Annotated in this window: 19 protein-coding genes and 1 pseudogene; 6 read left to right on the top strand and 14 right to left on the bottom strand. The window is 58.2% G+C overall.

What is annotated here, in order from left to right:
• Positions 1-37 precede the first annotated feature (37 nt).
• The 8 genes from HB780_RS00915 to HB780_RS00880 form a co-directional block, all read right to left on the bottom strand.
• Complete coding sequence (locus HB780_RS00915; RefSeq protein WP_286202841.1) at positions 38-811, bottom strand: SDR family NAD(P)-dependent oxidoreductase; 774 nt, start codon at positions 809-811, stop codon at positions 38-40.
• 204 nt (positions 812-1,015) lie between these two features.
• Positions 1,016-2,653, bottom strand: coding sequence for a carbohydrate porin (locus HB780_RS00910; protein WP_183685894.1), 1,638 nt, complete (start codon positions 2,651-2,653; stop codon positions 1,016-1,018).
• Positions 2,654-2,842: 189 nt separating this feature from the next.
• Positions 2,843-4,015, bottom strand: a complete 1,173-nt coding sequence (locus tag HB780_RS00905; protein ID WP_183685893.1) for an acyl-CoA dehydrogenase family protein — start codon at positions 4,013-4,015, stop codon at positions 2,843-2,845.
• A 15-nt stretch (positions 4,016-4,030) separates the two neighbouring features.
• On the bottom strand, positions 4,031-5,311 hold the full coding sequence (locus HB780_RS00900; RefSeq protein WP_183685892.1) for a dihydrolipoamide acetyltransferase family protein: 1,281 nt from the start codon (positions 5,309-5,311) through the stop codon (positions 4,031-4,033).
• A gap of 6 nt (positions 5,312-5,317) precedes the next feature.
• A complete protein-coding gene (locus tag HB780_RS00895; protein WP_183685891.1) occupies positions 5,318-6,100 on the bottom strand; it encodes an enoyl-CoA hydratase/isomerase family protein in 783 nt (260 codons plus the stop codon).
• Positions 6,101-6,113: 13 nt separating this feature from the next.
• Positions 6,114-7,088: an alpha-ketoacid dehydrogenase subunit beta gene (locus tag HB780_RS00890; RefSeq protein ID WP_183686394.1), complete on the bottom strand. Its 975-nt coding sequence runs from the start codon at positions 7,086-7,088 to the stop codon at positions 6,114-6,116.
• Positions 7,081-8,016: a thiamine pyrophosphate-dependent dehydrogenase E1 component subunit alpha gene (locus tag HB780_RS00885; RefSeq protein WP_286202838.1), complete on the bottom strand. Its 936-nt coding sequence runs from the start codon at positions 8,014-8,016 to the stop codon at positions 7,081-7,083. The genes HB780_RS00890 and HB780_RS00885 overlap by 8 nt, the downstream gene beginning before the upstream one ends.
• Positions 8,017-8,191: 175 nt before the next feature.
• Positions 8,192-8,668, bottom strand: coding sequence for a hypothetical protein (locus HB780_RS00880; RefSeq protein ID WP_183686390.1), 477 nt, complete (start codon positions 8,666-8,668; stop codon positions 8,192-8,194).
• A gap of 559 nt (positions 8,669-9,227) precedes the next feature.
• Here HB780_RS00880 and HB780_RS00875 point away from each other — a divergent pair.
• The 6 genes from HB780_RS00875 to HB780_RS00855 all read left to right on the top strand — a co-directional run bounded on the left by HB780_RS00875 (position 9,228) and on the right by HB780_RS00855 (position 14,237).
• Entirely contained in the window at positions 9,228-10,415 is a 1,188-nt protein-coding gene (locus HB780_RS00875) for an NAD(P)/FAD-dependent oxidoreductase (protein WP_183686388.1), read from the top strand.
• A gap of 43 nt (positions 10,416-10,458) precedes the next feature.
• Positions 10,459-10,653 carry a ferredoxin gene (locus HB780_RS00870; RefSeq protein WP_183686385.1) on the top strand — a complete coding sequence of 65 codons (195 nt, stop codon included), beginning with the start codon at positions 10,459-10,461 and terminating at the stop codon, positions 10,651-10,653.
• Positions 10,654-10,695: 42 nt separating this feature from the next.
• The gene (locus tag HB780_RS00865; protein ID WP_183686384.1) at positions 10,696-11,916 is read left to right on the top strand and encodes a cytochrome P450; all 1,221 of its coding nucleotides are present in this window, start codon (positions 10,696-10,698) and stop codon (positions 11,914-11,916) included.
• 230 nt (positions 11,917-12,146) lie between these two features.
• Entirely contained in the window at positions 12,147-12,554 is a 408-nt protein-coding gene (locus HB780_RS32735; protein ID WP_286202837.1) for a carboxymuconolactone decarboxylase family protein, read from the top strand.
• 42 nt (positions 12,555-12,596) lie between these two features.
• The gene (locus tag HB780_RS00860; RefSeq protein ID WP_286202836.1) at positions 12,597-13,343 is read left to right on the top strand and encodes an SDR family NAD(P)-dependent oxidoreductase; all 747 of its coding nucleotides are present in this window, start codon (positions 12,597-12,599) and stop codon (positions 13,341-13,343) included.
• 297 nt (positions 13,344-13,640) lie between these two features.
• A complete protein-coding gene (locus HB780_RS00855) occupies positions 13,641-14,237 on the top strand; it encodes a hypothetical protein (RefSeq protein ID WP_183686382.1) in 597 nt (198 codons plus the stop codon).
• Between the two features lie 23 nt (positions 14,238-14,260).
• Here the strand turns inward: HB780_RS00855 and HB780_RS00850 are convergent.
• The 6 genes and pseudogenes from HB780_RS00850 to HB780_RS00825 form a co-directional block, all read right to left on the bottom strand.
• Positions 14,261-14,404 (bottom strand): annotated as a pseudogene (locus HB780_RS00850) (hypothetical protein); the annotation flags it as partial.
• Between the two features lie 166 nt (positions 14,405-14,570).
• A complete protein-coding gene (locus HB780_RS00845; protein WP_286202835.1) occupies positions 14,571-15,197 on the bottom strand; it encodes a TetR/AcrR family transcriptional regulator in 627 nt (208 codons plus the stop codon).
• 27 nt (positions 15,198-15,224) lie between these two features.
• Positions 15,225-16,766, bottom strand: coding sequence for an AMP-binding protein (locus HB780_RS00840; protein ID WP_183686378.1), 1,542 nt, complete (start codon positions 16,764-16,766; stop codon positions 15,225-15,227).
• 420 nt (positions 16,767-17,186) lie between these two features.
• The gene (locus HB780_RS00835; RefSeq protein WP_183686376.1) at positions 17,187-17,426 is read right to left on the bottom strand and encodes a Blp family class II bacteriocin; all 240 of its coding nucleotides are present in this window, start codon (positions 17,424-17,426) and stop codon (positions 17,187-17,189) included.
• A gap of 64 nt (positions 17,427-17,490) precedes the next feature.
• A complete protein-coding gene (locus HB780_RS00830; RefSeq protein ID WP_183686374.1) occupies positions 17,491-18,729 on the bottom strand; it encodes an HlyD family secretion protein in 1,239 nt (412 codons plus the stop codon).
• On the bottom strand, positions 18,726-20,858 hold the full coding sequence (locus HB780_RS00825) for a peptidase domain-containing ABC transporter (protein WP_183686372.1): 2,133 nt from the start codon (positions 20,856-20,858) through the stop codon (positions 18,726-18,728). The genes HB780_RS00830 and HB780_RS00825 overlap by 4 nt, the downstream gene beginning before the upstream one ends.
• Positions 20,859-21,074 lie beyond the last annotated feature (216 nt).

Raw genomic sequence — 21,074 nt, 5'->3', positions numbered from 1 at the left:
AGCAAGCAAATTGCTCCAATGTGTGCGAAGGCCGATGTCAGGCGGTAGCACCGCCATCGACGGGGATGGCGACCCCCGTCATGAAGCTCGACGCATCGGACGCGAGAAATAGTGCCATGTGCGCCATATCCTGTGGCGTACCCATTCGCTTCATCGGCACACTGGCCGCAATAGCCTCAATCGTCGTGTTGAGCGTCCCGTCACTGAGATCCCGTCGCAAAGCCGGAGTATCGGTCGCGCCTGGGCAGATCGCGTTTATTCGAATGCCCTCGGCCGCGAGCATTTGCGCAGCCGACTTCACGAACTGGATCAGCGCGGCCTTGCTCGCAGAATATGTCGGCAGGAAAGACACGGCACGAAGCCCCGCGATCGATGCCGTGCAGATGATGGAAGCAGATTTAGAGCGACGAAGTTGCGGCAACAGTCGCTTGGTCAGGATCATCGGAACCCATACGTTGATCGCCATGCAGGTATACCAACTCTCGGCATCGTATTGGAATGCGGGCGGGCCCGGGAGCCCTGCATGATTGAACAGAATATCGAGGACTTCGTCATCACGCACGAATGTGTCGATGAATCCATCAAGAGCGTTTTGGTCAACCAAATCGACCCTGTGCGCCTCTGCAGACCCTCCCAGCCGGCGGATCTCTGCCACCGTGTCGTCGGCGCCCTCACCGTTTCGATCGACGATGATGACGTGGGCGCCATGAGCGGCAAACAGCAGCGATGCCGCCCGGCCCATGCCGGATGCCCCTCCGGTTATAAGCGCTCTCCTGCCTGCGAGCGTAAGGATAGCATCGAGCTGACCCATCGTGGTTTCATCCTCTCCCTGTTTCGTGTTTCGTGGCTTCACATGCAGTATTTGCCTCATCTTGTCCTCCTCATGGAATTGCGCATTGGGCGGTCCGTAGCGGGATCTTGAAAGCCACCGCCCGGACGCTCCTTTTCATCGAGGGGAAGCCCTCGCAGATGACTTGTCGGAAGTCACGCACGAGACTCCATCAATGCTGCATACCTACAGCATTGCATAGATACTAAATAACAAGCTTAGAGAACTTCCTTCGCCTTTGAAGTACTGAAGACTTGGTTTGTCGGTATATCCGGCGCCGAAAGTCGCGTATAGTCCTGGCCTAATATTAAACATATACGAGGCTGTGATGCTATTTGAAGAATCAATCGCGGAGAAATTTGTGAACTCAGAGAAGTTATTTATGACTCTCTGAACATTCTTGCTCACTTTATTGTGGCTATAAATAATGGAGAGCATATCTCGTGGTCGACTGTCGAACGGTGCAAACCAATAGGCGCGAGCCTCATAGTACTGCGTAAAAGCCGTTGTTTCCGGCGGGCCGTACATAAAGGTGCCACCCAGATAGATCCCCCGATATGCGGTGTTAGGTGAGGACGGATCCTGTTGCCATATCTGGTAGTCACCAAGAGCGTAGAACCCGAGCGCACCATCCTTCGTCGCGGTAGGATCCACGAGGAGCCGGCTATAATCTTTGAATGTGGACGAGTTGTACATTAAACCGGTACGAAGCCATGTAAATGGATTCCCTGGCGCCGCTTGCGTCTTGTAGCCAAGCTCGTTGGTATACAATATTCGGGTTCCGGGGACTGAAGACGTGAAGCCAAAGCCCGAAGGATTCGACTTTACTTCGTCATAAATTGGATTCCCCGTAGGCCCATTAACCGGTAGACTTCTCTGAATGCCTGTCTGCGCATATAGTTCGTCAGTGATGTTCCATGTTGCGCGGAAGTTCGGAGTTCCCATACTATTTGGCGACTGCCCCAAGACGATTGGCACTGACGCAGACGGACCGAACGGACTTGTTACGAGACCACCAACGAACGTTCCGGCAAATTCCGGCATGGACGGGAAGTATCCAACTTGGAATTCAAATTTTTTATCAGCCAGTGTTTGGTACCATGACAGGCCCTGGAAACGGAAAGTGGTTGGACTGAACTGCTGGTCCGTGGAGATCTGATAACTACCGGCGGCAGCAATCTGACCATCAGGAATCCCCCACTGGCTCATGTCATATGTCAAAAACCCAAGGCCAGAAATGTAGGCTAGGGGCTGCTGCCCGGCATACGAACGCCCTCCCGCGCAATTGTAGCGAATGTTTGCTGGCTGGCACGGCAGAAAGCCAGCCGAGGGCACATTCCGAGGTGTGTTGAGAATATTGCCCTGGAATATGGCTGAGTTTTGGGTCTGGAACCCAAAGCCGTATGATGCCAGCCTAGTTCGCCAGTAACCATCGTCTTGAGTCAGGCTGTCGGCGAAAGATGGAAATATGATATTCCATCCCTTATAGCCATATACCTTATCCAGGGCCTGGGCGCGCGCGGCGGAGTCCATCGGCTGCCTGTTTGAGATACTCTCGGAATGAACGTCCTTTTTGTCCTTTTGCGCGTCCTTCTTGTCCTTTAAGGATGGCCTGGCCAATTTCTCGATGTGTGGTAGCGGTTCCGAAGGGTCTGTTGCCGCGGCGGGGTGCACACCTGCCACAAGTACACCGAGCACAATTCCGAAAGAAACAAGCACCTGCCGGCGAAAGCGATGATCTGTCCTCCCGTTGGAAAATTTGTTCGCAGGACGTCGTTCAGCTAGACTACGCCGGTAACCCTTTATCGTTTCGCAGTATTTCATTTCCTGTCCTCCCCTTTCAGAAATTTATTTTGCGTCTTGATCTCTCAGTTTGGTTTTCCTCGAACAGTGAAGATTGGAGCTGTTATTTGGCCGAACGACATAGTGTCAGGGTCTGGTGAGCACTGGTCGGGCCTTGGCGGTAATGGGAAAAATGACCGTGAAACTCCGCATGGTCAGGATCCCCAAAGGTCAGTAAGAGCGAGGCAAACCGAGATTGTTCATCGCGATGAAATTCAGAATCATCTCCTCCGAGACCGGAGCGAACCGGAACAGTCGTGCGTCGCGCCACAGTCGTTCGACATGAAACTCCTTGGCGTATCCCATTCCACCCATCACCTGCATTGCTCGTTCGATGACAGCCGAAGCGGCCTGACTTGCGATCAGCTTTGCGGCGTTGCTCTCCGAGCCGAAGGGCAATCCATTGTCGAAATTGGAGGCGGCCTTGAGATTAAGCAGCCGCGCGGCCTCAATCTCCGCCCAGTGCTGGGCAAGCGGAAATTGGACCCCCTGGTAACTGCCGATCGGCTTGCCGTTGAAGACCTTGCGTTCCTTCGCATAGTTTACGGCTAGCGAAATGCCGAGATATCCTGCGCCGACCAAACCCGCCGTCGTGACGACACGCTCCGTGTTCAGCACGTCGAGCAACTGCTCCCAGCCGCCATCGATCGTCCCGATCACCTCGTCCTCGTGAGCCTCCACATCGTCGAAAAAAACCGACGACGATGGCAGCGTATTGGTGCCCAGTTTCTCGATCGGCGTGTGCGAAAGGCCGGTACGCTTCGTGTCGATCATGAAAAGAGTGATGCCGAAGGTCTTGCGAGGCGCCTCCGCTTCCGGCGTGGTGCGTGTGACCACAAGCATCTTTTCAGACTGTGGAACACCGGTAATCCAGATCTTCTGGCCATTGATGCGCCAGACCGGACCGTTGCGGCGCGCCGTGGTTTTCAAACTGAGCGAGTTGGTCCCTGCATCTGGCTCCGTCAACGCCATGCAGAATGTCATTTCGCCCGAGCAGAGTTTCGGAAGCCATTCCCTCTTCATGGAGGGGCTGCCATATTTATTGATGGCTACACCACCGAAAACAGGATTGAGCATGAACATCTGGGCCAATGTCGCGCCGGCCCCGGCCTTGCACAACTCCTCGATCATGAGCGCCATGTCGACCAGTCCGAGCCCCGCTCCGCCGTATTCCTCGGGCAGCATGGCCCCCGTCAGGCCGGCATCGCAGATCGCCTGCCAGCACTCGAACGGATATTCCTTCGCAGCATCCTTGACGCGCCAGTATTCAGTGCCAAATCGTTCGCCGATCTGCCGCGCGGTGGCGATTATCATCAATTGTTCGTCGGTAAGATCGAAATTCATTGCAATCTCTTTCTCTCAGGCATTCGTGCTGATCGGCGCTCGCAAGAGCCGGAGCGGCTCCTCGAGATTGCGCGATACAAATTGAAGGAAGCGCGCGGCGTCAGCGCCATCGATGATGCGATGATCCGCCGCGAGTGTCAGGCAAATCTCCTGGCAAAGACTTGGCTGGCCCGTGCCATCCGGTCGGAACACCTGCTGTTCAGCTCCCACGCCCAGGATCATCGCCTGCGGTGGACTGATGATCGGCGTAAGGCTCGTTGCGCCGAACATGCCGACATTCGAAATCGACATCACGCCGCCGCCGACATCGGTTGGGGTGAGTTGGCCGGCGCGAGCGCGAGCGGCAAGATCGGTTCCCGTTCGGGCAATGCCGTCGAGCGCCACGTGCCCCGCATCCCTGAACATCGGAATGCGCAGGCCCTGCGGAGTTTCGGTCACCATTCCGATATCGGCGGAAACGAAGGAAAGGATGCCATCGTCCGTCCAGATGCGGTTCACCCCCGGCATTTCCACGAGCGCAAGGCCAAGCGCCTTGACCAACATATGGGTCACCGAAATCCGCGTCCGTTCGCCGCCGTCGGCATTCAGCTTATCGCGCAACTGGCCGAGCGCCTGCACGTTGACCATCCGGGTCAGGTAGAAATGCGGAATGTCGCGTTTTGCGCCCTGTACCCGTCGTGCCGTTGCCAGACGAACGAAATCGGGCTTCTGCAGAACGGGGCCGAGAGCCGGCTTGGCGATTGCTGGTTGTTCGGTAGCCTCGTCCGTCTGGTAAGCCAGCACGCGCTCGACATCGACAACCTTGATACGGCCATTGGGACCGGTGCCCGTCAGTTCATGCAGATCGACATCGTTTTGCTGGGCAGCGCGGCGTGCAAGTGGCGTGGCAACAATGCGCAGCACATCGCTTTTCATGATGCGTCCACCCCGCCCGCTGCCGGAGATTTCGGAGGGAGATAGTCCATGTTCCCGCATCAGCTTGCGCGCAGCGGGCGCATCGAATATCGCCGCGGCGGGAGGTGGCGTCGTCACCAATGCAAGTGCCGGCTCGTTCGAAACACCATCATACGATACCAGTGCAATCGGCAGGCCAACGGCAACGATCTCGCCTTCTCCGGCCAGTAGTTCGAGCAACTGACCGTCGGCTTCCGCCTCCACCTCGTTGGCAACTTTCTCCGTTTCAACGACAAACAGCACCTCACCCTTGGAGAACCGCTCGCCCGGCTTTCTTTGCCATTCGGTGATCTGACCTTCCGTCATGGTCAGACCGAATTTCGGCATGAGCAGCTCAGCCATGGGCGCTTACTCCCCTGTGAAGCGTGCGGGACGCTTTTCAAGAAAAGCTGTGCATCCTTCATGGGCGTCACGGCTGTCCAGCACCAGGCCGATCATCGCCTGCTCATGACGCAACGCGGCCGAGAGCGGCATATCCGCACCGTCGATCAGCGTCCGTTTCAAGAATTTCAACACGAGAGGCGATTTATCCGCCAGGCGTGCGGCCAGTACACGCGCCTCGTCCAAGAGGGCATCATGCGGAACGACGCGGTTGGCAAGGCCGATTCGCACCGCCTCCTCGGCCGAGATCATGTCGCCCAGATACATGAGTTCGCGTGCACAACAGGACGGAATCTGCCGGATGATCCTCTGCGTGCCCCCTGCCCCCGGAAACAGCCCCAGATTGATTTCCGGCAGGCCAAGCATCGCCTGGCTAGAAAGAAGCCGGATATCGAGCGTCAACAGGAGCTCCGTCCCACCGCCAAGCGCGTAGCCGTTGACGGCGCCGATGGTCGGCTTGTCGAGGACTTCGATGCGCCGGAACAGGCGATGGATGTCTTCAGCAAATTGACCATAATGATCGAGGCCTTGCCGCGAGTTCAGGTCGGCGATATCGCCGCCCGCAATAAAGGCGCGGCCCTCGCCTGTGAAGATTACAACCCGGATTTCCGGATCGGACTCGATCTGGTCAAGCGCAATGTTGAAGGCATCGATTACCTCTGTGTTGAGCGCGTTCAGAGTCTTGGGCCGGTTGATCGTCAATGTCGCAACATTGTCTTCCACGGTGAGCTTGATAGGTGAAGTCGTCATCATATGTTCCACTTCATGCACAGACACGGCGCAAGGCCGCGACGATGTCCTTAACTGCGGGGCGGTAGTGCTTCTCCAGGGCCGGGCTGAATGGCACTGGCGCGAAGGGCGCGGCGACACGAACGATCGGGGCATCCAGCTCGTCAAAACCGATATCCGCCATGCGAGCGGCGATCTCGGCGCCGACGCCGAAGGCCTCGACCGCTTCGTGCGTGATCACGAGACGGTGGGTGCGGCTGAGGCTGTCGAGCACAAGCGCCTCATCCCAAGGCTGAATCGAGCGCAGGTCGATCACCTCGACGTCCGGACCGCCATTGGCCAGCTCCTCCGCCGCCTCCAGCGCCACGGTGACCATGGCGCCATAGGCGACAACCGTGGCGTCTTTGCCAGGCCTTGCGATTCGCCCCTTGCCGATCTCAACCCGCTCCGGCTCATCGGGCAGGTCGCCCTTTATCGCGTAGAGCGCCTTGTGTTCGACCACGATCACAGGGTCGGGATCGTCGATCGCGGCTCTCAACAGGCTATAGGCATCGGCGGGCGTTGCCGGGACGACCACTTTCAGTCCGGGAATATGCGCGAACCATGCCTCAAGGCATTGGGAATGCTGTGGACCCGCTGATAGGCCACCGCCATGCTGTGTGCGCAGCACCATCGGCACTGACCCCTGGCCGCCGAACATGGAGCGTGCCTTTGCGGCCTGGTTGACCAGCATGTCCATAGTTAGCGTTACGAAATCCATGAACATGATCTCGGCGACGGGCTTTGCTCCGGTGAGCGCCGCGCCGACAGCAATGCCGGCAATCGCCGCCTCGGCAATCGGCGCGTCGAACACGCGCGACGAACCATAGGTGTCAAGGAGCCCTTTCGTTGCCTTGAACGATCCGCCAGCGGAAGCTATGTCCTCTCCAATCAAGATCACCGTCGGATCATCACGCATCGCGTCGTGCAATGCCTGGTTGACAGCCTTTAGAAAACGGACCTCAGCCATGCCGTCCCCCCGAAACTGTGTAGACATCGGCGAGAATGTCGTTGGGGTTGGGCTCCGGCGCGGCGAACGCGGCAGCCAGCGCCGTATCGATCTCAGCCTCGACCGTTTCGGCCAATCCGGCAAACCAGTCGTCGGCTACGCCTTCGCTCTTGAGTTGACGCCGCGTCACGAGTAGCGGATCCCGGGCAGCCATTTCGGCAGCCTCGTCGGCGTGACGATAATCCTGCTTGTCGCCTTCGAAATGCCCTCTTACGCGCGTGGTGCGGCATTCGAGGATCGCCGGCCGTGCCTCGGATCGCATGCCACTAATCGCCGCCTCGGCGGAAGCACGCACGTCACGCGCATCATTGCCGTCCACTTCATCATAAGAAATGCCATAGGCGGTGGCCATCTGTCGGAGGCTCGTGGCCAGTTGCCGATCAGTTGGGCTGAATTCTGACCAGCCATTGTTCTCGCAGACGAACAGCACCGGCAGCGACCAGAGTTTAGCAATGTTGAAACATTCGTGGACCACTCCCTCTGCCAGCGCCCCGTCACCGAAATACACGGCGGCGATGTGTCCCTCGCCCTGCAATTTCAGCGCAAGAGCGCTGCCGGTGGTAATCGGAATTCCTGCGCCAACGATTCCGTTCGCGCCCAGCATTCCAATTTTCAGGTCGGCTACATGCATCGAACCGCCGCGTCCCTTGCACAGGCCCGTCGCTTTCCCGAGGATTTCTGCGAAAAAGCCTTCCAGCGCCACGCCCTTGGCAATCGTATGGCCGTGGCCGCGATGGTTCGACGAAACGGTGTCTCTTGCTCCCAGGCAACTGGAAACCGCTGCGGCCACCGCCTCTTGCCCGATCGAGAGATGAAGAAATCCCGGAACCTTTCCGTCGAGGAAGAGCTTTTGCAGCGTCTCCTCCGCGCGCCTGATCAGGAGCATCATGCGATAGATGCCCTGGAGAGTATCGGTTTTGACCACTTGCCTGCTTGTGTCAGCGCTGTGTTTGCCCGCACGCTTCTGGGCGGGCTTTCGGAAATTAATGATATCTGATTCAGTATTCATTTTTTGACCTGTCGCTCACTTCGATAGCTCGGCTACACAACTGTGTAGCCATGCCTCAAATGCTGAGATATTTACCGTGGGTTTCGTTATTGTGCCGAAGAGTTTCGGTCGCATCGTGATCGACGACGTACCGCTTGTCAGCGATCACCACCCCTTTCGAGATTTCAAGGCGAAACAGAGAGATGAAGCCGCGGATGTTTCGAGCGGCCAGGAGCATAATTCGGCCCGATCGCTCATCCAAGAGCACTACAGCCGGCTTTTTCACTGTGAAACGGCCAATGGAGAGCGGGACGCACCAGCCGCCTGACAAGAGCAACGCCTTCCAAGCCCGTATTCCTACGGACACAAAAGAAGTCACATGAAAGCCCATATTGAGCAAGGAACGGAAGATAGCGCTATGTCGCTCGTGGTTGCTCAGCGGGCACGCGAGGGCTTGCAGCGAATTGGTGGCAACCATCCGGCACGGGTTGGTGGGCAGTGTTCCAACGGAGCCGGTCACAGCCAGGACCGACGCCGGATATCTTCCAGCCATGTACCCTCCTCCCGGGCAAGCAAGCCGCGATCTCCGCAATTTGCTGCCACAACAACAGCAAATAATGAACGGCGAGTCAATAGTCGTTTTATTCACATGTTCCGACAGATTGAATGTCTCTTGCAGCTCGAACGGAGGCTATTGGGTAATCGCCACGCTGATCGTAGCCCCCGATGGTAGATTCCCACGTGACAATGGAATTCGAGCACTATCCGAGGGTGACCGCACATAAAGTTCAATTTTATCAAATACCTCGTACGAAATTCGTCCCCGCATTCATTAAGTGCGGCTCCCCACCATTCAAAAATGCTACCTTTTCGAGCACATGATCGCGCGAATATAACTTAACAAAACGATTCTTGACTCGGCATTCATTATTTGTTGTTCTGCGGTCTAAGGCATGTGCGCTGGCCATTACTCGCTAGCACGGGAGGCAAATGCTTTGGAGGATACTCATGAAGTGCACCGTCCATGAAGACGACAGCAAAGCTGTTAGTCAGTTTGGAATTCGCTCGTCCATGTCAACGGCATTCGCTACGGCAACCGATGAGATAATGCGATGATCACTCAACATCATACGCTAATCGTAGGCGCATCGGCTGCCGGTTTGTGCACGGCGGAGGCGCTGCGACGCGGTGGCTACAGAGGACGGCTCACCCTGATCGGCGATGAACCGCATGCGCCGTACGATCGACCACCGTTATCGAAGCAGGTGCTCAGTGGCGCATGGGAGCCGAGCAGAGTGGCGCTGCGGAACGGGGAGGCACTGTCGGCACTCGATGCCGCCCTCATCCTGGGTGATGCGGCGGTTGGTCTTGAATCGAAAACGCGCACAGTGCTTACCGCGTCGGGGCGTATCCTCGCAGCAGATGCGATCGTGATCGCGACGGGAGCCCGAGCACGGTTACTGCCTGGACAGGAGGTCCTCGGTGGTGTGCATGTGCTGCGCACGCTCGACGATACGCTGATGCTTCGGCGTGAGTTGTTAAGATCCTCGCGGCTCGTTGTGGTCGGAGAGGGTGTACTCGGCTCTGAGATTGCGGCCACCTCCCGCATGCTGGGACTGGAGGTAACTCTGGCAGGACCGCTTACCGCACCAATGGCCGCCCAGGTCGGACCGCTTGCCTCAAGGCTGCTCGCAGACGTGCATGCCGAACGCGGCGTCCGACTATGTCTTGGTAGCGGTGTTGCAGATCTGGTCGGCGAAGGCGGACGTGTTTCAGGCGTGCGACTGATCAACGGCAGCGAACTGCCGGCCGATTTGGTGGTGATCGCGATCGGCGCATCGCCCGCAACCGAATGGCTCAAGGGAAGCGGGTTGTCTATCGACAACGGCATTGTGTGTGACTCCTACTGCCGCGCGGCAGTAGGGATCTATGCGGTCGGCGACGTCGCACGTTTCTACCACGAGAAGCTAGGGCGCCTCATGCGGTTCGAGAACCGGACCAACGCCACCGAACAGGCCGAGGCAGTTGCCTCTGCCATTCTTGGCAACGATACACCGTACGCGCCGGTGCCGTATTTCTGGACGGATCAGTTCGACGTCAAGATTCAGGTATTTGGCGTGATTGCGACCAATACAGACGTTGAGATCGTCGAGGGTGATCTGTCGGCACGCCGATTCGTGGCGCGATATACGAGGGGCGGTGTCGTCACCGGCGTCCTCGGCTGGAACATGCCAAAGCAGGTGCGGTTGCATCGGCAGGCAGTGGCCGACGCCATGGACATTCGTGAAACGAGTTATTGAACATCTGGGAGGAGTTCGAAATGAAACCGGGGAGGAGCTTGAAGTGAAAATTATCATTGACCAGGAGAAGTGTGTCGCCGCGGGGCAGTGTGTGTTCTACGCGCCCAACGTTTTCGATCAACGAGAGGAGGACGGCATCGTCATACTCGTGAACGAAAACCCTCCGCCAGAGGAAGAAAAAAACGCTCGTCAGGCCGCCGCAGTCTGCCCGGCGCTCGCAATCCGCATTGAGGAATGACAACGACGGCATTCCCCGTCACGCGAATGAGGAGAGATATTAATGACCGATGCCGCCGAGAAAATCCTCGCATACCCGACTCCAAGGGATCCTGCGTCCCCCTTTTTACCATCGCCCGAGCTGCGCGCCCTGAATGACGCCGGAGTCACATTGACTCGTGTACAGACATGGGACGGCCGAACCCCTTGGTTGATCCTGTCGCATGCGGCACAACGTCAGATTATGGCCGATCCGCGGGTCAGCGCGAACGACCACTTGACTAATTTCCCGCATCCGACCCAGGCACAAGCGGAGACTATTCACGACAGACCGAAGACGATCTTCGACACCGATGGCGAAGAGCACACGCGAATTCGGCGCATGCTCACGAATTCGTTTACACGCCATCGGATGGAGAAGATCCGGCCGCAGATCCAGAAAGTTACCGACGAGCTCATCGACAAGATGCTTGCCGGCCCAAAGCCGACGGACCTTGTTGAGGCACTGTCGGTACCCTTGCCATCACTGATGATCTGCGATCTGCTCGGTGTACCCTACGAAGACCATGAGTTCTTCGAGGCTCACGCCAAGGTCGCCAATGCGCGCGAAAAGACCGCCGAGGAAAACAACGCATCGACCCGAGCGCTTGGCGTTTATATATCAGGCCTGATCCAGGCGAAAATGGATCGTCCGGAGGAGGATGTCGTCTCTGACCTGGGCGCTCGCGTCAAGGCCGGCGACCTGACGCTTGATCACGCAACGCTGTTAGGGGTGATCCTCCTCATCGCTGGTCATGAGACAAGCGCCAACATGATTACGCTAGCGACTGCCCTGTTGCTGCAAAATCCTGACCAACTCGCCCTTCTGCGCGACACCGACGACCCGCAGGTGGTCGCGAGTTCGGTTGAGGAACTGCTGCGTTATCTCACCATCCCGCACCTCCTGCAGAGGCGCATTGCACTCGAGGATATCGAGATCGCCGGCGTGACCATCCGCGCGGGCGACGGCATCATTGCACCGTTGCCGGCGGCAAACTTCGACCCCGTGGCCTTCCCCAATCCGGACAAGCTCGATCTCGTCCGCGAGGCGCGCCATCACCACGCGTTCGGATGGGGGCCGCACCAATGTATTGGACAGCAGCTCGCCCGCATCGAGCTCCAAGTTGTGTATCCGACGTTGCTTCGCCGCGTACCGACACTGAAATTGGCCGTCCCATTCGAAGAGTTGCGGTTCAAACATGACTCGCTCGCCTACGGCATCTACGAGCTGCCGGTTACCTGGTGACCAGCCGAGAGGCTGTTCGCAGAGAGGGAGCCAGGCAACGAAAACAAGGTCGGACGTCTCCTTTTACCGGGGTTTGACCGGGAGATTTCTTTTGACTTCATCGCCCAGACTCTTCGCGGGAGAAATGCCGAGAAGATCAGAGACGGCTTGTGTTTCTATGTAAAAACAATGGGATAATGCGGTTTGATGGCTCTGTGAATGCGGACCGCTTAAAACTGGGAGGAAAAGGCATGTCTGCGGAAAATAAGACGTCTTTGGGCGCGAACGGATCGCCCGATTTGCGTGCTGCCGGCATTGCGGCGTTGCGCGAGGCGCTGCCCGGAGTTTTCCCCGAAGGTGATATCGACCTGCGCGATGGCCGGCTCGGGGAGGATCTCGTCGAAATCGGCCTCATAAGCGTCTGGGGTGCGCTGTGGGCACGCGATGGGCTTAGTCGGCGCGACCGCAGCTTAGTCACACTGGGTATTCTTATTGCGCTCAACGCTGAGACTGAATTGCGGACCCACGTGAAGATTGCGCTCACGAACGGCCTTACCAAGGACGAGATCGCCGAGGTGATTTACCACTCCTCCGGCTATGCCGGCTTCCCTGCAGCCGTGGCGGCCCGCACCGCGGCTCGCGAGGCATTGGGCGCCTGACATAAGAGCCGAGCTTAGACATAGCTATTTAAGGAGGAAAAGATGGCTACATCATTGGAAGGACAGAATGCGGTCGTTACGGGCAGTGGCCGCGGCATCGGTCGTGCGATTGCCTTGGTGCTTGCGGCACGAGGCGCCGCGGTCGCGGTATGGGACCTGAACGCCGAAGGTGCCGAACAAACAGCCACCGAGATCCGCAAGGCAGGCGGCAAGGCGATCGCGATGCCAGGCGATTCGGCTGATGCCGAGACCGTGGTCGCCTCCGCCACGCGTACGCGCAAGGAGCTTGGTCCGGTCACGATCCTCGTCAACAATGCCGGGATCAGTAGCTATGTGCCCTTCACGCAGATGACTGAAGAAACGTGGGATCGGATCATCGGCGTCAACCTGAAGGGGCCATTCCTCGTGACCAAAGAGTTTGTCTCCGACATGCTCGAGGCGGGCTGGGGACGGATCATCAACATCTCGTCGTCGTCAGCGCAATCCGGAGCTCCGGCCATGGCGCATTATGCGGCCTCGAAAGGGGGCGTCATTGGGTTCACCAAGGCTCTTGCTATTGAGTTCGCCGACAAAGGGATCACGGTCAACAACGTCCCGCCGGGTTTCATCGACACGCCGCTCGTGCGAGAGGGCCCTATTGATGTGGAGGCTGCCGCAAAGACGATGCCGATGAAGCGGGCCGGGCAGCCGGAGGACATTGCCTATGCCGTGGCATACTTGGCCTCCAGGGAGGCCAGTTACGTGACCGGCCAGACAATCAGCGTCAATGGCGGGCGCTATCTCTTCTGACACGAAGCCCTGCGGGCGAGCACGATACCCCGACGAGCCAGCGTGCTTAGCCCACAAGAAGACTTGAGCTCCATTCAAAAGAGCGCCAGGCCGCCCTGGGCTCTGAACCCGGGTGTGATTGCCGCCAGTCTCGAGGAGCTGGCGAGACGGTGAAGTCTTGTCTCCCCGCAACTGTTTTCAGCGAGGGCAAGCAAGTTATGCGGGGTTACAAGCCGATACAAAGCCAGAACCTGGATATTCGACTTACGATCTCCGCCGCTCCCCGAGAAATGACAAGGGAAATTAGGAGGAAGTCGCATGGTTAGTTCCGAGCAACAAGAAATACCTAGCCTGGATACACGTCTACTCAGTGGCTACTCAGTGGCCTTGGGCGCTTTCGGCTTGGCAATGCTGATCCTTGGCGGCTGGCTGGCCTCTATCGAAGGGATACTCTACTACGCAGTAGTCGGCGCAGTATTTGTTGCTTCGGCGGTTCTATTATACCGACGCAGGAGGTTGGGTGCTTGGATATTTGCCGCCGGTTTGGCCATGAGCCTGTTCTGGGCTTTCTGGAGGGCAGGATTTGACATCCGGAATCTGATGCCGCGCATCTTGATCCAACAATTCTTCGGCATACTGCTGCTGACACCGTGGATCCAGCGAGCCCTGGTAGGTCAATGGGATTGGGTGCAACGCCTTCCCTTGAAGGCGCCGGCCTTCCTCTACGTGGGCTTACATGTGGCAGCCCTTGCTGGCTATTTCCTTCGACTGGCCTTGCCACCCGAAGCAAGTCCAAACCTGCAGATTGGCTTTGAGCCAGTCAAGACCGTGTATGTTTACACTGGCATGGTCGGAGAAGGCTGGCCGGTGTGCGGCGCCAAACCAAGCGGCTTGCGCTACCCATTCTGCTTCTAGCACCCTCTTGTGTTAGCGGATTGCTATTGCCCTCTCGAAGACTGCGCCTTTTCGAGTTCCGGCGCGGCCTTGAGAAGATCGGCGACGAGGCCGTAATCGGCGATCTGGAAGATCGGGGCCTCTTCGTCCTTGTTGAGGGCGACGATGACCTGACTGTCCTTCATGCCGGGCGAACCGTGATCACCAGCCTCGCATCGCTCCACTCCACCGTCTGAATGGCGTTGCCGGCGTGAATTGGACGCTCGAAGGTGTCGGGTGCAAGTAACCACGTCGGTGATTTCCGAGATCGAGGCGACGTCGAGCGCGGCAACACGTTCCTGCCGGTCGCGGCGTTCAACCCATCAATAAACCTGTCCGGATAATGCGCTCGTAGATGTATACAGAGTTCTCAATGACACCGGCTCTGCGAGATATGTCTTTTTCGTAATGAATCTGCATCGCGGCATAGGCGCGCATGCCGAGGAGCTGATGGATAATGCAGTCAATCCTGTCATCGGTCAAAAGCGCGATGTATCCACCGGCGATACCGCGTTTTATCGAACGGCGATAACCCGAGACGATATTGGCCATGTGAATACGATGGGCATCCGGCGCGAAAACCTCGGCCTCATAGAGAATACGATAGAAACCATTATTCTCTGCGACATAGCAAAGAAAAGCATTGAACCGAGCCAACTCACGCGCCACCCCAGGCCGTGCTTTGCGTGCCGCCTTTTCGAGGGTCCCCAGCATACGCATACCTTCATAGGGCAGGAGTTCATCGAACAGCGCCTGACGATCGACAAAATAGTTGTAGAAGGTACCGTGAGCCACGCCGGCAGTATCGGCGATTTTCGCGATGGAAGCGGAGGCATATCCCTCCGCAGCCACAACCTTACATCCTGCGGACAGAAGGCTTTCGCGCGTAAGCCTAGCCTTCTCGTCACGCGAGAGCCGATGTCTGACACGTCGATTCAGCATCTCTCTGGTTATTCTCCTGTCCTAATCCTATGGATCGATAGATGGCGCGGCTCCAAACTGGCCCTGTCGATCCATATCCCTCAGTACGCGTTTGAGCACTTTTCCGGAAGGATTGCGAGGTAGTTCGGACATGACGACCAGGTCTTTGGGGCATTTAAACTTCGCCAGTGACTTTTGACAATAATTCAGCAGCTCATCGAAACTGAGGCTGTGAGCCTCAACCAACACGATTGCAGCGACCGCAATCTCTCCCCAGCGTGGATGGGGACGGGCAAAGACGGCTGCTTCCTTGACGGCCGAATGACTATAAATCACCCGTTCCACCTCCGAGGAGGCGATGTTCTCGCCTCCCGAAATGATCATATCCTTTTGCCTGTCGGTGATGAAGAGGAAGCCTTCTCTGTCCATATAACCGACATCACCTGAGCGCATATAACCGTCGGAATAAAAGGCTGCTGCGGTATTATCCGGATCTCGCCAGTATTCCCGCATAACTTTAGGTCCGCGTATACAGATTTCGCCTTCTTCCCCGGAAGACAGGGGCTTGCCGCACTCGTCGCGGATCTCGATTTCAACGAAACGCAACGGACGGCCAACCGAACCGATCTTTTCCAATTCACGCCCTGGATCCATCATCGTATCGCCTGAACAGGTTTCCGTCATCCCATAGGCATCGATGTAGCGTGCTTCCGGGAAACGACTTAAGAAAGCGCGTATGCGCGATTCCGGCGTGCGCTCACCGCCTGCAATACACCAGCGTAGTGAACTACGGTTTGGCAGATTTTCGTCAGGCAAGGCGAGAAGATCGTTTGTCATAACCGGTGCCAGCCAAATGCCGTCAATGCGTTCGCGCGCGATCGTCTCCAATAGTTTCTCGGGTTCGAAATCGCGCTGGATCACGATCGTCCCAGCCGCGAGATGAACGGCAAGCCCTGGAAGATCACAGCCGCCGACATGATACATCGGACCGACAATGAGCAGCCGGGTATTCCGATTGAGACCCAATGTAAGGATGTGATCATAGCACTTCCAATAGTAGTTATCGTAGGTATGGACCACTCCCTTGGGCCGAGACGTCGTCCCAGAGGTATACATGAGCCGGAACACATCATCGCGCAGGCGTGGCATGATGTCTGCTGCCCGATGCCCTTGCTTGGACGAATCCAGCATCGCTCCGATATTGGAGCGTGCGGTCTCATCTAGCGTAATGACCGGTAACTTGGTTCCTTCGGTTGCTTCCACAAAGATATCGTCAGCAACGACAAGCTGAGCGCCGGCATGCAATGTTATGTATCTGACTTCATCCGCAGAAAGCCGGAAGTTCAACGGCAGAATAATGGCCCCTATATGCCCGATGGCATAGATCAACTCGACATAAGCTAGGCTGTTTTTCATCAGCAAAGCGACAATCGACCCCTCGCCGAGCCCACGCTGCCTCAAGCACCAGGCGAGATGGCCGACGCGGGCCTCGAGGTTTTTCCAGTCAAGGCGAATATCCTCGTACACCAAGGCCTCTGCCTCAGGCGCCGCTCTGGCATTTTGTGTCAGAAACCGTGACAGATTGAACATCGCTCCTCCTCCAAAGGATCTCGACGGACCAGGCGAGGTGGCACTCGCGCCGGGTTTGATCGGTGCTATGTTAGAAATCATCTACTCCTTGCGCGACGCAAGTAGTCTGCCATCTTCCTCCTGCTGCTAATGAGATAGTTCCTCCGGACAGCAGGCGACTGTTTCGGCGTTGCTTCCTCCCAAAAGCACCACTGAAGTGAGCAGTAGTTCATATTGTGAATTATGAGTCAATATTCATTTTAGTGGCGGCAATTTCGCGCTTCGGAACGCAACAAAGTTGCGTCGACTGCCAAGCAGGACCATGTCTGCGAGATGAATCGCAGATATCAAAGATACACGGCTTTTAACAAAGGCAACTATTCGATTATAAGACCGGCAGCCGGAAACCGGCTGCCGGAATTCACGTCCGACTAGATCGGATTAGCCGGCGAACGAGCTGTCAAAGCTGAACGAGCCGGAGGCGTTGCTGAACGAGAACGTCCCAGCCTTCTGCACGACTTCTGCCGGCAGCGTTGCCGAGAAAGTGCCCGAGCGGCTGCCGAACGTGTAGCTGCCGCTGACGGCGCCATCGGCACCAATGGTGACCGTCGAAGCGACCGTGGAAGCGCCGCCGCTGACGAGATCGAGCATGTCGGTGTTGATTTCAGTGATGTTGCTCATGTTAGTCTCCTATTGGGTTTAGGGGTGAGGGATTGACCGGGATGGTCCTCCCCTCTTCTTGTTGTCACCGGCTGCCTATGGCCTTTAAGGGGTCCAATACCCAGTCGGTGAAGTGCCGGCGATCCGTAATGACATCGCCGATGAGGGTCATACCGGGGGTCAGCGGACGCTCTTCGCCATAGGCGGCGATGCTGGTGCGCTCCAGACTGACAGTCACGCGGTAGACGGGATCTTTGAACGCGATGGGAGCCAGAAGCTCACCCTCGCGATAGGTGGCGCGGGACACCTGCACGACATGGCCCGACACCACGCCGAAACGCTGATACGGGAAGGCGTCGACCCGGAGCCGGACCTCCTGCCCCGGCTGGATCAGGCCGGCCGCGCGCGGCGGCACCAGCAGGTTGGCCTCGAGATTGCTGCCGGCCGGCACCAGGGCTGCCAGCGGCGATTGCGCCACGGCCGTCTGCCCCGGCTGCGCCTGCAATGCCGCGACCCGGCCGGCCACCGGCGCGACCATGATGTAGGCGCGGTTGACCTGCAATTGCGCCAGGGATTGCTCCAACTCGCTGCGAAGGCCCTGCAGTTGCGCCAGCTTGTCATCCCGCTCCGCCGGCAGGCCCGCCAGTTGCGACCGGGCATCGTTGAGGTCACCCTGCCGCTGTTCCTTCTGCCGCTCTAGCTCGTGGATGACGCTTTCCTGCGCCAGTATCTGCTGCTGGCGGCGCGACAGCTCGAAGCGCGTGCCGCTGCCCTTGATCTGAAGCTGCGCGTAGCGTCCGGCATCGTCCGTTTGCAGGGCTTGCAGACGGCGCTCCGATTCCAGGCGTTGCTCCTGGCTCGCCAGTTCCCCGCCAAGTCCTTCGACGCGAGCCGAAAGGCGCCGCGCCTCCTCGTCGAAACGGGCTTTTGCCGCCGTCACCTGTGTGTCGATCGACTGGATACGGGCTTGGGTCTCTAAACGCAGCTTTTCGCCAACCTGACCATCGGCACCGGTCGTTTCCAGCGACAGCTCCACCATCGGCTGGCCCTGAGCCACCACGTCCCCTTCGCGGACGAGCACCTTGGTCACGATACCGCCCTTAGTGGCGTATAGCTGCGCCAGGCCGCCGGTCGGGGCAACGTAGCCCTGCACTGTCTCCTTGCGGGCATAGGTTCCGGTCATGAGATAGGTCGCGCCGACAACCACGAAGACGCCGAGGATTGCCGTCATGACACCGTGGCTCACCGGCTGCGCGATCATCACCTCGCCACGAAGCCGGCGGCGGTGCTCTATGGCTTCGGTGCGGAACAATGCCTCGCTCATGGCACCACCTGCAAAGGCTGTGCAGGCACATCGCGTATCAGCTCACGCACATGGCCATTCTCCACGGCGAAGACGCGTGCCGCGCCCTCGATGGCTCCGGGACGATGGGCGACCATCACCTGGGTAATGCCGAGCCTGCTCAGCGCCTGCATGACGCGACGTTCCGCGAGGACGTCGAGATTGGCCGTCCCCTCGTCGAGGAACAAAATGGAAGGACGGCGGTAGAGCGCCCGCGCCAGCAGCGCGCGCTGCTGTTGGCCGCCCGACAGGGTGGATCCGAGATCGCCCACCAGGGTCATGTAGCCCATCGGCATGCGCAGGATTTCGTCATGAAGGCCGACAAGCCCCGCGACCGCTTCGACGCGCGCCAGATCCATGTCGGGATCGAAGAAGGCGATATTGTCGGCGATCGTGCCGGCGAAAAGCTGATCGTCCTGCATCACCACGCCGATCTGCGCGCGGTAGGCCCGCATCCCCAGAGCGTTGAATGGCAGATCGTCCACGAGCACTTCACCCTCGTTCGGCGGATAGAGGCCCATCAGCAGCTTCAGGAGCGTGGACTTGCCGCCGCCCGAAGGGCCGACAAACACAACGGACTGCCCCGGCTTGATCGCCAGTGATACATCCTTCAGTACCCACGCTTCGCGCTCGGCATAGCGGAAAGAGAGGTTGCGCACGGCCAGCGCTCCGGCAAGCGGACGATCCTTGCGCGCCTCGGCGTCCAGGTCATGCTCGGGATCCTGGTGCACGGCATCGGCCAGGCGCTCCAGATGCAGGCCCGTCATGCGGAACTTGAAATATTGATCGACGAGTGACAGGGCGGCGGTGCTGAACTGGCTGCGATAGGACAGGAACGCCAGCAGCATGCCGAGCGTCATCTCACCCCGGATAATGGCGCTGGCGCCCAGATAGAACACCAGCAGCATCTCCGCTCCCGTCAGGAAGGAAAGGCCAGCGGTTCCCTTGAGGCTGACTTTCTGAATGCGAACATTGTTGTTGATGCTGTCGGCATAGGCGTTCTGCCAGACGCCGTGGCGCTCCAGTTCCCGGCCGAACAGCTTGAAGGCACGCGCACCGCGGATGGTTTCGAGGAAAACGCCGTCCACCTTGGCCTGATACTGGATGCCCTCATTGGTCAGGCTCCTTAGCCAGGGGAAGGTGCCCAACCGGACGCACACGACAAGCGCCAGCGATACCAGCACCACGCTTGCCAGATAAGGTGCGTAGATCAGCATCACCGCCAGGGTGATGACCGCCATGAGCCCGTCCAGGGCACCGGAGACGAGGCCGCCCGTCAATAGATCCTGCACCGGCTGCAGGGAATTGAAACGGGACAGAATATCGCCGAGACGCCGCTTTTCGAACCACGGCACCGGCAGGCGCAGCGCATGGCGCAACAGGTTTCCGCGCATCTGGAAGGTCAGAAGCGTGCTGAAATGCATCTGCACGTAACCGCGCAACAGCGTCGTGGCACTCTGGATGAGCAGCAGCAATCCGGCACCGACGACAATCACGTTCAGAAGGCTGAGATCACCCTTGGATATCGCCTCGTCGACGATCATCTGGTTGACGAGCGGTGACAGCAGGGCAAAGAATTGCAGTAGGGCGGAGAGGGCAAGGATTTGCAGCAGGCTCGGAATGAAGCCGGCGCTCCGGGACCACAGGTCGGCCAGACGCACCCGCTCGACCACCTTGCGCTTGCGGAAGGTGGCGGCCGGCGTCAGCTCCAGCGCCACACCGGTAAAGTGCCTGGATGCTTCGGCATGAGACAAGCGCCGCTGGCCGCTGGCCGGATCATGCACCTCGATCCGGCTTGGTGTTACCCGGCTCAAGACGACATAGTGCGACATGTCCCAGTGCAGAATACAGGGCATCTTCAGCTTGCGGATATCCTCCATCTCCAGCTTCAGGGGCCGGCTGGTAAAACCGAGATCGTCGGCAACCGAGATGAGGCTCTTCAGCGTCGTGCCTTTCGAGGACACGGCATGGCGTCGCCTGAGTTCGGGCAGCGTCACCCGATGGCCATGATAGCCCGCCACCATCGCCAGGCAGGCAAGTCCGCATTCGGCAGCTTCAGACTGCAGAAGAGGCTCGATCCGGGAGCGATTGTGAAGGGCTGTTAGAAGCAATTAGCTATCCTCGCTGGAGGTACGAAAGGTGGAAATCGGATCCCCGATCTCAAACGAAAGCTCGACCACAAGCACTGCATCAGCAGGTTTGCCGTAACAGAGCTTGGGCGGGCATTTGCAGGTGATGGGGAAGCCTTCGGGGTCAGGCTTCCCCATCCTGTTCAGGAGTTGTATCCGACCAAGAGCATCGCTGATGGTTGTACGTCGTCCTGAACG

Origin of the sequence: Rhizobium lusitanum, assembly GCF_014189535.1 — a bacterium.
GTDB classification, from domain to species: Bacteria; Pseudomonadota; Alphaproteobacteria; order Rhizobiales; family Rhizobiaceae; genus Rhizobium; species Rhizobium lusitanum_C.
Note: the sequence above shows the minus strand (reverse complement) of the source record. Positions and strands in the feature narration are given on the sequence as shown.